The following is a 14,149-nucleotide window of genomic DNA, read 5'->3' as shown; positions in this document are numbered from 1 at the left end:
CGGGTCCGCGTTTCGCGTTTGCGGCCTCCTCATCCGGGCCTTCACGGATACCCGATATCCTGTATGCCAGGAGCGGTGGGCACGGGTGTGCCGCCGCCGCGAGGGTTGTGCCATGAAGCCGTTCGACTGGGTGTCCGGGTATCCGTCCCTGCGCATGCCGATGTTCGGGCGCAATTGCGTGGCGACCTCGCACGCCCTGGCCGCGCAGGCCGGGATCCAGATGCTGCAGGCCGGCGGCAACGCCGTGGATGCGGCCATCGCCACGGCGGCCGCCAAGACCGTGACCGAGCCGTGCAGCAACGGTCTCGGCTCGGACGCCTTCTGCATCCTGTGGGACGGCCAGGCGCTGCACGGCCTCAACGCCTCCGGTGGGGCCCCGGCGGCCTGGACCCGCGACTACTTCCTGCGGAAATACGGGCCCGCGGAGCGGCCGCCGATGCGGGGCTGGGATTCCGTGACCGTCCCCGGCGCGGTCGCCGCCTGGGTCGCGCTGAGCGAGCGCTTCGGCCGCCTCCCCTTCGCCGACCTGATGCAACCGGCGATCCGCATCGCCGAGCGCGGCTATCTCGCGCCGGTGGTGGTGCAGCAGAAATGGGCGGCGGCCGCCCGGGTCGAGGCGATCACCCGGCAGCCGGGCTTCGCGGAGTTCTTCCTGCCCCGCGGCCGGGCCCCGGAGGTCGGCGAGCTGGTGACCTTCCCCGGCGCCGAGAAGACCCTGCGGCTGATCGGCGAGACCAAGGGTGAGGCCTTTTATAGGGGCGAGATCGCCGAGGCGATCGCCGCCCATGCCCAGGCGCATGGGGGCGCCCTGACGGCGGCGGACCTCGCCGGGTATCGCCCCGAATGGGTGACGCCCACCGCCCAGGACTACCGCGGCTACACGCTGCACGAGATCCCGCCGAACGGCCAGGGCATCGCCGCGCAGATCGCCCTGGGCATCCTGGAGCATTTCGACCTCGCCGGTCTGGCCGTCGACGGACCGGAGGCCCAGCATCTCCAGATCGAGGCGATGAAGCTCGCCTTCAGCGACACCTACCGCTACGTCGCCGATCCGCGGGGGATGGCAGTGACGCCGGAGGCGATGCTCGACCCGGCCTATCTCGCGGGTCGCGCCCGGCTGATCGACCGGAACCGCGCCCAGGTGTTCGGCCCCGGCAAGCCGCCCGCCGGCGGGACCATCTACCTCACCGCGGCGGACGAATCCGGCATGATGGTGAGCTTCATCCAGTCGAACTTCATGGGCTTCGGATCCGGAGTCGTGGTTCCCGGCTGGGGCATCTCGCTACAGAACCGCGGCTACGGCTTCGTCCTCGATCCGGAGAGCCCCAACGTCGTCGCCCCCGGCAAGCGGCCGTTCCACACCATCATCCCGGGCTTCCTCACCCGGGACGGGGCGCCGGTGATGAGCTTCGGCGTGATGGGCGGCAACATGCAGCCGCAAGGCCATGTCCAGACCCTGGTGCGGATGCTCGACCACGGCCAGAACCCGCAGGCGGCCTGCGACGCGCCGCGCTGGCGCGTCAGCGAAGGCCTCGACATCAACGTCGAGGCGGCGATGCCGGCCGCCACTCTGGATCGGCTGAAGGCCCTAGGCCACCGGCTGGAGGTGATCCAGGATAGCTATCAGGATTTCGGTGCCGGCCAGTTCATCTGGCGGATGGGCGACCCGGCGGTCGAGGGCTACGTGGCGGCGAGCGATCCGCGCCGGGACGGGCAGGCCGCGGTCTGGTGAGGCGCTACTTCAGCTGGACGCTGTCGACCAGCTCGCGGAACTTCGCGAGCACCCCGGTCCGCTGGTCCTCACGGACGACGCCGAGGGCGCGCAGATAGCCGTCCGGGTTGAACCGGATGGTCTGCGAGACCACCACCGGCATGTTGGTCGGCTGGTCGACGGCGCGGGCCACGATCTCGTGCCAGTCGACGCCGTTCGAGCGGTAGCTCTGCGCCCGCTCGATCACGAAATCCTTCAGGGTCTGGTTCGAGGCCAGCGCCGCGCGGGCGAAGCCGTCGCGCTGCTCGGCGGTCGGCGGCTGTTGCACCGCCTGCGCCAGCACCAGGATCGGCTGCTCCAGATTCTGCATCTGGTCCTTGGGGCCTTGGGTCAGCAGGACGGAGTTTCCGGCGAGCACCCGGACGGGACGGAAGCCCGCCAGGTCGGCGATGCGGAAGGGCAGCGCGTCGACCTGCTGGTCCAGCGTCAGCGCCGGACGCAGGCTCACCCCGGTCACCATCCGCCGCATCGAGTCCTCGGTCTCGGCGTCGGGCAGCGCCTGGGCGATGACCAGGCCTGTCACGCTGGGCGCGCCGACGACCAGGATCCATTTCCGGATCGCCGGCGCGGAGGCGTTCGGGTCGGCGGGCTGCTCGCCGGTGTAGAGCATGCCCTCGTTGTCGCCGATCTTGATCTCTTCGCGCTTCTCGACCGCGAACCCCTGGCTCAGGAGGTTGGCATCGGTGAAGCCGCTGACGAGTTCCGCGAAGGCGTTCGGCGGCAGTTCCACCACCGAGACGGTGGCCCCTCCCTCCTTGCGCTCGAAGCCCGAAAAACGCCGCGACAGCGTCATGTCGGCCGGGGGCTCGAAGCCGAAGCGCGAGCCCGGCGGGAAGATGGCGTCCCCGGCCCGGGCCGGGGCGCCGGGTCCGAATGCCAGGGTCGCGAGCACGAGGGTCGCGCGGACGAGGTTCCGCCCGCGACGCAGCGTCAGGTTACGCACCAGCATCGGCCTTCGTGTCTCCCCGGCGGGCCCGGTGGGCCGCGCCTTGCGCGATGCGTCCGACGGCGCGCCGCCGCTGTCAAGCGGCTGGAAGATCAGGATATTGGGAGGCCCGATCAGCCGGCGGGCGCGGTGACCCGGCGCAGCGTCAGGTTGCAGCGGCCCCCGGTCGGCAGAAAACCGGCGCGTGGATCCGCGTCGAGCAGAACGCCCGACGGATAGAGCCGGTCGATCCCGTGATGGATCAGCCGCGCGGCGCCGCCGATGACGAGGGCGTCGCCCGCGAGCAGCCGGACCGAGCGCGTCGGATCTTTGCGCCGCAGACCGCCGTAGCGGAACAGAGCGGGTGCCCCGAGGGACAGGGAGACGACCGGGGCGGACAGGTCCGCCTCGTCCCGGTCCTGGTGGAGCCCCATGCGGGCGCCCGGGTCGTAGAGGTTGATCAGGCAGGCCTCCGGCGGGGCTGGGTAGCAGGCGAGCCGGTCCCAGGCCGCCAGGGCCGTGTGCGGAATCGCCGGCCAGGGCCGTCCCGTCTCGGGATGCGCCGCCTGATAGCGGTAGCCCCGGATGTCCGAGACCCACCCGAGCGGCCCGGCATTGGACATCCGCACGGAGAAGGGCGTGCCGGTGCGCGGCATCCGTGGCGTGATGGCCGGCGCGTCGTCGAGCACCGCGGCAACCTCGTCGGCCAGGCGGAGGCGCGCCGCCGGATCGAGGAAGCCCGGGTGGTGGATCAGGCCGGGTGCGAGTTCCCGCGCCACTCAGGCGGCCGCCGCGTCCCGTTCGAGGACCGACCTGGCCGCGACGGTGGTGTCCGCGTGGAGACGGTAGATCAGGGGCTCGCCGGTCCGGATCTCCAGCGCCGCGACCGTCTCGCTGTCGAGCTGATCGAGGACCATGACCAGGGCCCGCAGCGAATTGCCGTGGGCCGCCACCAGCACCCGCTCGCCGCGCATCACCCGGGGCAGGATCGCCTCGATATAGAAGGGCAGCACCCGCGCCGCCGTGTCCTTGAGGCTCTCGCCGCCGGGCGGCCGCACGTCGTAGGAGCGACGCCACTGGTGGACCTGCGCGTCGCCCCAGCGGCCGCGGGCCTCGTCCTTGTTGAGGCCCGACAGGTCGCCGTAATCGCGCTCATTGAGCGCGCCGTCCCGCAGCACCGGGATGGCCGCCAATCCCATCTCTTCGAGCATGAGCGCGCAGGTGTGCTGCGCCCGCACCAGCCCGGAGGTGAACGCGACGTCGAAGGCGTGGCCCGCCCGCTTCAGCGCTTGTCCCGCGGCCCGGGCTTCGGCGATGCCGCGCTCGGTGAGGTCGGGATCGCGCCAGCCCGTGAACAGGTTGAGCCGGTTGAATTCGCTCTGGCCGTGGCGGGCCAGGACCAGGATGCGTTCCATCGGCGGTGCGGTCCCCGTCACAGGCCGAGCACGTCCGCCATGGCGTAGAGCCCCGGCGGCTTGGGATGCGCCCAGAGGGCCGCCTTGACCGCCCCGGCGGCGAACAGCCCGCGGTCGGCGGCGTGGTGGCTGATCGTCAGGCTCTCGCCCGGGCCGGCGAAGATCACGCTGTGATCCCCGACCACCGTGCCGCCCCGAAGGGTCGCGAAGCCGATATCGCCCGGCCGGCGCGCCCCGGTATGCCCGTCCCGGGTCGAGACGCGGACAGCCTTCAACTCGACATCGCGGCCCTCGGCGGCGGCCTCGCCGAGCAACAGCGCCGTTCCCGAAGGGGCATCGACCTTCATGCGGTGGTGCATCTCGCAGATCTCGATGTCGAACTCGTCCCCGAGCGCCTTGGCGACCCGCCGGACGAGCTCGGCCATCAGGTTGATGCCGAGCGACATGTTCCCCGATTGGACGATCCGCGCGTGATAGGAGGCCGCCTCGAGCTTGGTCAGATCGTCGTCCGACAGGCCGGTGGTGCCGACCACGTGGACGATGCGGGCCTGAGCGGCGAGTTCGGCGAAGTGGATCGTGGCCGCCGGGGTTGTGAAATCGAGCACGCCGTCGGCGGCGGCGAAGGCCGTGAGCGGATCGTCGGTGACGGGGACGCCGAGGGACGGGAGGCCGGCGAGCGTGCCCGCATCCTGCCCGAGCGCCGGCGAGCCCGCCCGCTCGATCGCCGCGGAGAGCGCGCAGCCCTCCGCTTCGGCGACCGCGCGCACCAGCATCCGCCCCATGCGCCCGTCGGCGCCGACCACAACGAGCCGCATCCCGATTCCCGTTCCCGTGCCTCGTGGCGCGGGCCGTCCAAGCCAGCTGCGCCATCCTTCGTGGGCCCCCGCATCGCCGCGGGGGCCCGGAGCCGATTAATCCTTCTCGGGCGCGATCGGCTCAAGTCCGCCGATGTGCCGCTGCGCGTAGAGCGGCAGGCCGATCTGCTTGATGAGGTCGAGCTGCGTCTCGAGAAAGTCGATATGGCCCTCCTCGTCCTCCGCCAGCTCCTCGAACAGGCGCATGGACACGCGGTCGTTGATCGAGTCGCAGTACTGCGCGGCTTCGAGGTAGAGGTTCCGCGCGCCGTGCTCGGCGGCGAGGTCGCACTCGATGACCTCCTGGACGTTCTGGCCGATCCGGAGCGGCTCGAGTTCCTGGAGATTCGGGAACCCTTCCAGGAACAGGATCCGGTCGATGAACCGGTCGGCGTGGTTCATCTCCTCGATCGATTCCTTGCGCCAGAACTTGGCCAGATCGATATAGCCCCAGTTGTTGAGCATGCGGAAATGCAGCCAGTATTGGCTGACGGCGGTCAGCTCGCTGCGCAGGCCGCGGTTCAGATACTCGATGACCTTGGTGTCGCCCTTCATAGCCCCCGGACTCCTTGCAATCTTTTCTGGCGGGGGCAGTCACGTCAGGCGGCGACTCCCTCATCCGCAGTTTGGAGCAAAACCAAACTGCAAGCCTGAGCGCAAGCTGTCGAGCAGGCATGGCTGCCCTCCGATGGCTCGTCCTGACCGAGCGCGCTCCGCATGATGGCACGGATGGTTCGGGCGCAGCGCCCGCATTTCGGGCTGCATCCGAGGCAGGCATAGACCTGGGCCGGTGTCCGGGGGCATCCCGGTCCGGGGGCCAGGCAGGAGCGAACGGCGCCGTCGGAAAGGACGTTGCAAGAACAGACGATCATGCGTGCCGCAGATCCCGCCTTCTTCCAGTGCGGCCCGAGGGTTCCGGGCCGAACTCCTGCACTCCGCCAGATTAGAAAAGTTGAAAACTAGCGAAGTTTCAACATCTTACCGGTCTTTTTCGGAAATGGCATCCGACTTTGACCGGGTCAAGAGACCCGGTTCGATATGTTCGGGCCAAGCCCCCATGCGCCGGGGCGCCCGACCCGGCGGCGGGGCGTCAACGCGCGAGTTCGCGCAGCCCCAGGCGGATCAGGACCCTGGCCTCGGCCTCCGGCCCGGCTTCCCTCAGCGCCGCGGCGATGGCGGTCGCGGCCTGGATCTGCGGGTAGCCGAGATTGACGAGGGCCGACACGGCATCGGCCACCGGCCCGGAGGGGGCGCCGGTCTCCGCGGCGCCGCCCAGGGCGACCAGGGCGGGATCCATGGGGGTGAAGGCGGGGGCCTTGTCCTTCAGCTCGGCCGCCAGCCTCGCGGCGAGCCGCGGTCCCACGCCGGGTGCGCGGCTGATCGCCCCCTTGTCGCCCGTCGCGATGGCGCCGGCCAGGGCCTCCGGCTCCAGCACCGAGAGGACCCCGAGCGCCACCCGGGCGCCGACGCCCTGCACGGTCTGGAGCAGGCGGAACCACTCCCGCTCCGCATCGGACCGGAACCCGTAGAGGCGGATCATGTCCTCGCGGACATACGTCTCGATGGAGAGCTCCGCGGGCTCGCCGACCTTAGGCATGCGCTGAAGGGTCCGGGCCGAGCAATGCGCGATGTATCCGACCCCCGAGACGTCGAGGATCACGAAATCCTCTCCGAACGAATCCACCACGCCCCTGAGTTTCCCGATCATTCCAAGCCCGCCCGCTGTCGAGGGATGCCTACAGAAGCGCAAGCGCGTCCGCCAGACGCGCTTGAGCCCGCCGGGACTTCATGAAATCACGGGCGCCGCGCCGGCCGAGCTTGGCCGGCCATGGGGGGACGAGCATGCGCGCGCCACTTTTTGCCCTGCTGGGCCTGCTGATCCTGGCGCCCGCGCGGGCGGCGGAGGACCCCGCCGCGGCGGCCGTTCCGGTCGCGCCCAGCGCGGATCCGACCCAGGTGCGGCCGGGCGCGTACGTGCTCGATCCCGACCACGGCAAGATCACGTGGTCAGTCTCGCACCTCGGCTACTCGACCTATTACGGGCAGTTCGCCGGCCTGACCGGCACCCTCACCCTCGATCCGAAGGCCCCGGAGAAGAGCCGCCTCGCCGTGAGCGTGCCCCTGGCCGGGGTGATCACCGGCAGCACCCGCCTGAACGAGCACCTCGCGGCGCCGGACTTCTTCGACACCGCGAAGTTCCCGGCGGCGACCTTCACGGCCACCACGGTCGAGCCGACGAGTCCGACCACCGCGCGGATCACCGGCGACCTCAACCTGCGCGGCACGGTCCGGCCGCTCGCCATCGACGCGACCTTCAACCAGGCCGGGATCCATCCGGTCGACCAGCGCTATACTGTCGGGTTCGACGGGCGGGCCATGGTCAAGCGTTCGGAGTTCGGCATCAACGCCTACCTCCCGGGCCTCGGCGACGAGGTCAGCCTGCGCATCGAAGGGGAGTTCAAGGCGGTTCCGTGAGGACGTTGCCGTGCGGCGGGCCGGGTGACGCCGGCCCCGGCGCGGGTGTAGGCAGCCGCCGTCGCTGCACCGCGTCGGAGAGGTGGCCGAGCATGACGAAGCGCGTTGTCGACGGGGCCCGGACCAGCCAGACCCGGCGGGACGGCCGAGACGGCCTCGTGGAGGTCCGAGCGCTGCGCCGGCCATCTCTCTTCCTGGCCCTGGTCCTTGCCGGACCGGCCTGCGCGCAAGCGCCCTCCCCCGCGCCCGTCGCCCCGGCATCCCCCCTCGACGGCTATGCCGAGGCGGCGGCCACGACGATCATCGCCGAGCAATCCTGTCCCGGGGTTCAGGTGAAGGCCGGGCAGCTGACGACCCTGCGCCTCGGCGCCCGGGTCAATGCCGGCCAGGAAACCGTGCTGCAGGAGAAGCTGCGGACGCGCGCCTCCCAGGTCCGCCAGCAACTCGCCGCAGACGGCCGCGAAGCGTGGTGCGCGGGGGCGCTGGCGGCGTTCGGGCCGCAGGGCAGCGTCGCCAGGGGCATCCTGGCCACCGGAGCGCCGATCCGGTGAGCGCGTCCGCCGAGGATTGACACGGCGGTGCCTCGCCCCTACTGAGCCCGCATGGCGCGCGGCCTCTCAAGGGGTCCGCGCGTTTCGCGTTGTCCGGGCTCGAGCCCGCGCAATGACTTCAAACAAGAAGCCGGTCCAGGGGCAGCCGCCCCGGAGGCCGTTCGAGAACACGAGAGAACGATGTTCGCAGTCATCAAGACGGGCGGTAAGCAGTACCGCGTCGCCGCCAACGACACCATCACCATCGCCACCCTGGCCGGCGAGGCCGGCGAGGCCGTGACCTTCGGCGAGGTCCTGCTGTTCGCCGACGGCGCGGGCGCGACTCAGGTCGGCGCCCCGACCCTGTCGGGCATCAGCGTCACGGGCGAGATCGTGCGCCACGGCCGCGACAAGAAGGTGATCGCCTTCAAGAAGCGCCGCCGCCAGAACTCGCGCCGCAAGCGCGGCCACAGGCAGGACCATACGGTCGTGCGCATCACCGGCATCCAGGCCTGAGGCACGGCCCCGCAGGGCGCGTAGTGGTCCGTCAGGACCCGATCCGCGACCGCACCCCCGCAGATCAGAATTCGGAGTTCATCCCATGGCACACAAGAAGGCAGGCGGCTCGTCCCGCAACGGTCGCGACTCGGCAGGCCGGCGCCTCGGCGTCAAGAAGTTCGGCTCGGAAGCCGTGATTCCGGGCAACATCATCGTGCGCCAGCGCGGCACCAAATGGCATCCCGGCACCAATGTCGGCATGGGCAAGGATCACACGCTGTTCGCGCTTGTCCCGGGCCATGTCCGCTTCGAGACGCGCCGCGGGCGCGACTTCGTAGCGGTAACGCCGCTGGCTGAGGCCGCGGAATAACAGGCGGGCGCCCCACGTGGCGAAGCTGGCGTCCCGCCCGGTGTCCCACACCGGACCGGAGACGTCGTTGCCAGGCCCCTGACGGGCCGGGTCGGACGGAACACCGGGGAGGATGGGACGCCATCCTCCCCTTCGTCGTCTTGAGACGGTTCCCCGGGCCGGGCGCGCCGTTCCTGCGAGGGCACGATGTTCCCCGACCTGACCCGCGACGACGTCTTCCGGATCGAGACCCGCCGGCTGTGGCTGCGCTGGCCGACCGCCAAGGACGCTCCGGCCATCATGGCGCTCGCGGGCGAGCGGGCCGTGGCTGAGATGACCGCGCATATCCCGCATCCTCTGGGGCGCGAGGCGGTCAATGACTTCCTGGTGAAGGTCCGCGGTGCCAACAACGCCGGCACGGGCCTGACCCTCGCCCTCACCCTGCGCGCCACCCCCGGCCGCCTGATCGGCCTAGTCGGGATCGCGGGGGACGCGGGTGCGCCGCATCTCGGCTACTGGCTCGGCCAGCCCTGGTGGGGGAACGGCCTGATGAGCGAAGCCGCCGGGGCCCTGGTCCACGCCTTCTTCGCCTATGCCGGGGGCACCTGCCTGACCGCGGGGGCGCTGCCGGCGAACCGGGCCTCGCAGCGCGTGATCGAGAAGATTGGGTTCCGCTGGACCGACCGGCGGTCGACGCCGAGCCCAGCCCGCGGTGGCGCACGGGACCTGGACTGGTTCGCCCTGGACGGCACCGAATGGGCCGCGCGCCAGCGGATCACCGAGCCGGACCTGGCGGAAGCGTCCTGAGCGTCCCCGGGCGCCGGGCCCGATCGGGCACCCCATATTCATCGCCGGGCGGCCTACGGGCCGCCCGCAGGCACGAGCGACGAGACGGACCGTGAAATTCCTCGACGAAGCCAAGGTCTATATCCGGTCCGGTGACGGTGGCCCCGGCTGCGTCGCGTTCCGGCGGGAGAAGTTCATCGAGTTCGGCGGCCCGAACGGCGGGGACGGCGGACGCGGCGGCGACGTCTGGGTCGAGTGCGTCGAGGGGCTCAACACCCTGATCGACTACCGCTACCAGCAGCATTTCAAGGCCAAGAAGGGCGAGCACGGCATGGGCTCGAACTGCCACGGCGCCAACGGCGCCGACGCGGTGCTGAAGGTCCCGGCCGGCACGCAGATCTTCGCCGAGGACGGCGAGACCCTGATCGCCGACCTGACCGAGGTCGGCCAGACGATCCGGCTGGCCAAGGGCGGCAACGGCGGCTTCGGCAACGCCTATTTCACGACCTCGACCAACCGCGCGCCGAAACACGCCAATCCCGGCCTCGAAGGCCAGGAGATGTGGATCTGGCTGCGGCTGAAGCTGATCGCCGATGCCGGCCTCGTCGGCCTGCCAAATGCCGGCAAGTCGACCTTCCTGGCGAGCGTCACGGCCGCCAAGCCGAAGATCGCCGATTACCCGTTCACGACCCTGCATCCCGGGCTCGGCGTGGTCCGTTCGGACGGGCGCGAATTCGTGCTCGCCGACATTCCCGGCCTGATCGAGGGCGCGCACGAAGGTGTCGGGCTCGGCGACAAGTTCCTGGCCCATGTCGAGCGCTGCCGGGTGCTGCTGCACCTCGTGGACGGCACCACCGAGCACGCCGGCAAGACCTATAAGCTGGTCCGCGGTGAGATCGAGGCCTACGGCAACGGCCTCGCCGAGAAGCCCGAGATCGTGGCGCTGTCCAAGGCCGACGCGCTCGACGCCGAGACGCTCAAGAGCCAGGTGGCCAAGCTGAAGCGCGCGGCCGGACGGGCACCGCTGGTCCTGTCCTCCGCGAGCCGGAAGGGCGTGCCGGAGGCGCTGCGCGCACTCCAGGCTGAGATCGACGCCAGCGTGGAGGCGGACAGGGAGCCTGTGGCGGCCTGGGAGCCGTGATTGGCGGCGCGGCGCCTGCGCGATAAGCTGGCGCCGGAGACAGCCCGATGCCCAAGCTGCTGACGATTCGCGACGAGGACTTTCAGCGCGCGCGCAATCTTGCCAGTCGCCTCGGCACGTCACTCGACGAGGCCGTCGCGACGGCCCTTCGGGACCTGGATCGGAATACGTCCGCCGAGGGCGGGTTCGATCCTGGCCAACAGGCCGAACTCGCGGCGATCCGGGCGCTCGTGGCCGAAGCGCGCCCGCACATCGTACCAGGAGCCCTCAACGATCACGGCTGGCTCTACGATTGGAACGGTCTACCGGCGTGATCGCACTGGACAGTTCCGCTCTCGTCACGATCGCGCTCGGCGAACCCGAGGGGCAGATCTTTGACGAGATCATCGTTCGTCATCGCGCGCTCGTGGGACCGCCGACCCTCCTCGAAACACGAATGGTGCTCGGCTCTCTGATGCCAACCTTCGCCGATGCGTTTCTCGATCGCCTGATCGCCACGCCCAGCATCCGGACCGTCGATTTTGACTTGGAAGCCTACCGAGCTGCTGCTCACGCCTTCGGCCACTACGGCAAGGGTCAAGGTCATGCCGCCTGCCTGAACTTCGGCGACTGCCTGTCTTATGCCGTCGCCAAGGTCCACGCCGTACCGCTCCTCTTCAAAGGCAACGATTTCATCCATACCGATTTGGTGCCCGCCTACAGCCCGGCAGCTTGAGCGCGCCACCCCGGTTCCGATCCGCCCCTTCAGCCTTCGCATAAGGCTGTCCAAGACCGCAGCCGTCGTCCAAACCGCCCCGTACCGCCCGTCCGCGAAGAATCATGATCCCCGCCCTCGAAGATTTCCGCCGCGTCGTGATCAAGGTCGGGTCGGCTTTGCTGGTCGACCGCAATGCCGGCCGCCTCCGACATGCCTGGCTCGCGGCCCTGGCCGAGGACATCGCCGAGCTGCACGGGCGCGGGGTCGACGTGCTGGTCGTGTCCTCCGGCAGCATCGCCCTGGGCCGGACGGTGCTGGGCCTGCCGCCGGGGCCCCTGCGGCTGGAGGAGAGCCAGGGGGCGGCCTCGGTGGGGCAGATCACCCTCGCCCGGCACTGGGCCGAGGCGCTGGGCCATCACGGCATCGTGGCCGGCCAGATCCTGGTGACGCCGCAGGACACAGAGGAGCGGCGCCGCTACCTTAACGCCCGGGCAACCGTGCTGAAGCTCCTCGAGATGCGCGCCGTGCCGGTCGTCAACGAGAACGATACGGTGGCGACCTCGGAGATCCGCTACGGCGACAACGACCGCCTCGCCGCGCGGGTCGCCACGATGATCGATGCCGACGTGCTGGTGCTGTTCTCGGATATCGACGGCCTCTACACCGCACCGCCGAACAGCGACCCGGACGCGCGCCACCTGGCGGTCATCGAACGCATCACCCCGGAGATCGAGGCGATGGCGGGCGGGCCGGCCTCCGAGCTGTCGCGGGGCGGCATGCGCACCAAGGTCGAGGCGGCCAAGATCGCCGTATCCGGGGGCACCCATCTGGTGATCGCGGACGGGCGCGGGAAGAACCCGCTGAAGGCGCTGCGGGAGGGTGCGCGCTGCTCGTGGTTCCTGTCCGGCTCCACGCCGACCGCGGCGCGGAAGACCTGGATCGCGGGGTCCCTCGAACCCAGGGGGTCGCTCACGATCGATTCCGGTGCCGTGCAGGCCCTCCGGGGCGGCGCCAGCCTGTTGCCCGTGGGTGTCCGGGCGATCGACGGCAGCTTCTCCCGCGGCGATGCCGTGGAGATCCGCGATCCCGAGGGCCGGGCGCTGGGGCGCGGCCTCGTCGCCTACGACGATGCCGAGGCCGCACTGATCATCGGGCATCCCAGCGCACGGATCCCGGATTTGCTCAACTATCCCGGCCGCGCCTGGATGGTGCATCGCGATGACTTGGCCCTGTTCTGAAGAATGCCGTGACGGAGCAGCATTGATGTCGAACGCGTCTGATTAAGTATTGTTGGCGACTGTGACACAGCACACTTGTCGGTGCGCCGCACGATGTGCGAAGACAGCGCCCTTCCCCGTCGAGCCGGTGAACGGCCGTCGCGAACTGAGGACGCCAGCGTGCCCGTCCTGAATCTGAGATCGGACTTCGCTGAGGCCGACGCCCTGCCGGAGCAGATGGCGGCGATCGGCCGGCGCGCCCGTGCGGCCGCCCGGCGGATGGCGCTGGCCTCGGCGCAGACCAAGGATCTCGCTCTGAAGGCGATCGCCGAGCGCCTGCGGGCGAACCGCGACGAGATCCTGGCGGAGAACGCCCGCGACGTGGCTGCCGCGCGCAGCGCCGGTCAGACCGCCGCCCTGATCGACCGGCTCACCCTCGATCCCGGACGCCTGGCGGCGATGGCGGACGCCGTCGAGAAGATCGGATTGCTGGCCGACCCGGTGGGCCGCCAGCTCGCCGCCATCGAGCGGCCGAACGGCCTGCTGATCGAGCGCATCGCGGTGCCGCTCGGGGTGATCGGGGTGATCTTCGAGAGCCGCCCCAACGTCACCGCGGATGCCGGTGCGCTGTGCCTGAAGGCCGGCAACGCCGCGATCCTGCGGGCGGGCTCGGACAGCCACCGCAGCGCCATGGCCATCGCCCGGGCGATGAGCCGGGGGCTGGCCGATGCCGGCCTGCCGGAAGACGCGATCCAGCTGGTACCGACCCGCGACCGCACGGCGGTGGGCTTGATGCTCGCCGGCCTCGACGGCTGCGTCGACGTGATCGTGCCCCGGGGCGGGCGCGGTCTCGTCACCCGCGTTCAGGCCGAGGCGCGGGTGCCGGTCTTCGCCCATCTCGACGGCATCAATCACGTCTACGTGGCCGCCGCGGCCGATCTCGCCATGGCCCGCACCGTGCTGCTCAACAGCAAGATGCGCCGGACCAGCGTCTGCGGCGCCGCCGAGACCCTCCTGGTCGACCGTGCCTGCGCGGCGACGCATCTCGCCCCCCTGGTCGGCGCCCTGCTCGATGCCGGCTGCGCCGTCCGCGGCGACGCCGAGACGCGGGCGGTCGATCCCCGGGTGACCGCCGCCGCGGAGCAGGATTGGCACACCGAGTACCTCGACGCGGTCATCGCGGTCCGGGTGGTCGACGGGATCGCCGCGGCGATCGAGCATATCGAGACCTACGGCTCGCACCACACCGACGCGATCATCACCGAGGATGAGGCCGAGGCGGCCCGATTCCTAGCGGAGGTCGATTCGGCGATCGTGACCCACAACGCCTCGACGCAGTTCGCCGATGGCGGCGAGTTCGGGTTCGGCGCCGAGATCGGGATCGCCACCGGGCGGATGCATGCCCGCGGCCCGGTGGGCGTCGAGCAGCTCACGACCTTCAAGTATCGCGTCCACGGCAGCGGCCAGATCCGTGCGTGACATCGGCCGAGG

At 70.5% G+C, this 14,149-nt stretch carries 18 protein-coding genes; 11 read left to right on the top strand and 7 right to left on the bottom strand.

The window, feature by feature from the left end; genetic code table 11:
- Positions 1 to 112: 112 nt before the first annotated feature.
- Positions 113 to 1,732 carry a gamma-glutamyltransferase family protein gene (locus MKK69_RS03810; protein WP_243965736.1) on the top strand — a complete coding sequence of 540 codons (1,620 nt, stop codon included), beginning with the start codon at positions 113 to 115 and terminating at the stop codon, positions 1,730 to 1,732.
- 4 nt (positions 1,733 to 1,736) lie between these two features.
- Here MKK69_RS03810 and MKK69_RS03805 read toward each other — a convergent pair whose 3' ends face one another.
- The 7 genes from MKK69_RS03805 to ruvA form a co-directional block, all read right to left on the bottom strand.
- The gene (locus tag MKK69_RS03805; protein ID WP_243965734.1) at positions 1,737 to 2,720 is read right to left on the bottom strand and encodes a hypothetical protein; all 984 of its coding nucleotides are present in this window, start codon (positions 2,718 to 2,720) and stop codon (positions 1,737 to 1,739) included.
- 110 nt (positions 2,721 to 2,830) lie between these two features.
- Complete coding sequence (locus MKK69_RS03800; RefSeq protein WP_243965732.1) at positions 2,831 to 3,475, bottom strand: alpha-ketoglutarate-dependent dioxygenase AlkB; 645 nt, start codon at positions 3,473 to 3,475, stop codon at positions 2,831 to 2,833.
- Entirely contained in the window at positions 3,476 to 4,111 is a 636-nt protein-coding gene (locus tag MKK69_RS03795; protein WP_243965730.1) for a 2,3-bisphosphoglycerate-dependent phosphoglycerate mutase, read from the bottom strand.
- A gap of 17 nt (positions 4,112 to 4,128) precedes the next feature.
- Positions 4,129 to 4,926 carry a 4-hydroxy-tetrahydrodipicolinate reductase gene (gene dapB, locus MKK69_RS03790; RefSeq protein WP_243965728.1) on the bottom strand — a complete coding sequence of 266 codons (798 nt, stop codon included), beginning with the start codon at positions 4,924 to 4,926 and terminating at the stop codon, positions 4,129 to 4,131.
- Between the two features lie 96 nt (positions 4,927 to 5,022).
- Positions 5,023 to 5,520: a bacterioferritin gene (bfr, locus tag MKK69_RS03785; protein WP_091714294.1), complete on the bottom strand. Its 498-nt coding sequence runs from the start codon at positions 5,518 to 5,520 to the stop codon at positions 5,023 to 5,025.
- 44 nt (positions 5,521 to 5,564) lie between these two features.
- Complete coding sequence (locus MKK69_RS03780; RefSeq protein ID WP_243965717.1) at positions 5,565 to 5,837, bottom strand: bacterioferritin-associated ferredoxin; 273 nt, start codon at positions 5,835 to 5,837, stop codon at positions 5,565 to 5,567.
- 218 nt (positions 5,838 to 6,055) lie between these two features.
- Positions 6,056 to 6,673 (bottom strand): Holliday junction branch migration protein RuvA, encoded by a 618-nt coding sequence (ruvA, locus tag MKK69_RS03775; RefSeq protein WP_243965715.1) that lies wholly within the window; start codon positions 6,671 to 6,673, stop codon positions 6,056 to 6,058.
- A 134-nt stretch (positions 6,674 to 6,807) separates the two neighbouring features.
- Between ruvA and MKK69_RS03770 the strand changes: the two genes are divergently transcribed.
- From MKK69_RS03770 to MKK69_RS03725, 10 genes are all read left to right on the top strand, one after another.
- Positions 6,808 to 7,440, top strand: a complete 633-nt coding sequence (locus MKK69_RS03770; RefSeq protein ID WP_243965706.1) for a YceI family protein — start codon at positions 6,808 to 6,810, stop codon at positions 7,438 to 7,440.
- A 92-nt stretch (positions 7,441 to 7,532) separates the two neighbouring features.
- Complete coding sequence (locus MKK69_RS03765; protein WP_243965704.1) at positions 7,533 to 7,991, top strand: hypothetical protein; 459 nt, start codon at positions 7,533 to 7,535, stop codon at positions 7,989 to 7,991.
- Between the two features lie 180 nt (positions 7,992 to 8,171).
- Positions 8,172 to 8,486: a 50S ribosomal protein L21 gene (rplU, locus tag MKK69_RS03760; protein WP_243965702.1), complete on the top strand. Its 315-nt coding sequence runs from the start codon at positions 8,172 to 8,174 to the stop codon at positions 8,484 to 8,486.
- 85 nt (positions 8,487 to 8,571) lie between these two features.
- Positions 8,572 to 8,838, top strand: coding sequence for a 50S ribosomal protein L27 (rpmA, locus tag MKK69_RS03755; protein WP_243965695.1), 267 nt, complete (start codon positions 8,572 to 8,574; stop codon positions 8,836 to 8,838).
- A 186-nt stretch (positions 8,839 to 9,024) separates the two neighbouring features.
- Positions 9,025 to 9,624 carry a GNAT family N-acetyltransferase gene (locus MKK69_RS03750; protein WP_243965693.1) on the top strand — a complete coding sequence of 200 codons (600 nt, stop codon included), beginning with the start codon at positions 9,025 to 9,027 and terminating at the stop codon, positions 9,622 to 9,624.
- A gap of 91 nt (positions 9,625 to 9,715) precedes the next feature.
- Positions 9,716 to 10,744 carry a GTPase ObgE gene (gene obgE / locus MKK69_RS03745; RefSeq protein ID WP_243965692.1) on the top strand — a complete coding sequence of 343 codons (1,029 nt, stop codon included), beginning with the start codon at positions 9,716 to 9,718 and terminating at the stop codon, positions 10,742 to 10,744.
- A 47-nt stretch (positions 10,745 to 10,791) separates the two neighbouring features.
- Positions 10,792 to 11,058, top strand: a complete 267-nt coding sequence (locus MKK69_RS03740) for a type II toxin-antitoxin system VapB family antitoxin (protein WP_243965690.1) — start codon at positions 10,792 to 10,794, stop codon at positions 11,056 to 11,058.
- On the top strand, positions 11,055 to 11,459 hold the full coding sequence (locus MKK69_RS03735) for a type II toxin-antitoxin system VapC family toxin (RefSeq protein ID WP_243965688.1): 405 nt from the start codon (positions 11,055 to 11,057) through the stop codon (positions 11,457 to 11,459). Before MKK69_RS03740 ends, MKK69_RS03735 begins: the two co-directional genes overlap by 4 nt.
- Positions 11,460 to 11,563: 104 nt before the next feature.
- Positions 11,564 to 12,679: a glutamate 5-kinase gene (gene proB / locus MKK69_RS03730; protein ID WP_243965686.1), complete on the top strand. Its 1,116-nt coding sequence runs from the start codon at positions 11,564 to 11,566 to the stop codon at positions 12,677 to 12,679.
- 159 nt (positions 12,680 to 12,838) lie between these two features.
- Entirely contained in the window at positions 12,839 to 14,137 is a 1,299-nt protein-coding gene (locus MKK69_RS03725) for a glutamate-5-semialdehyde dehydrogenase (RefSeq protein ID WP_243965668.1), read from the top strand.
- Positions 14,138 to 14,149 lie beyond the last annotated feature (12 nt).

The organism is Methylobacterium sp. J-026, assembly GCF_022829585.1.
Taxonomy (GTDB): domain Bacteria; phylum Pseudomonadota; class Alphaproteobacteria; order Rhizobiales; family Beijerinckiaceae; genus Methylobacterium.
The sequence above is the reverse complement of the archived record's forward strand: the minus strand, read 5'-3'. Positions and strand labels throughout refer to the sequence as shown.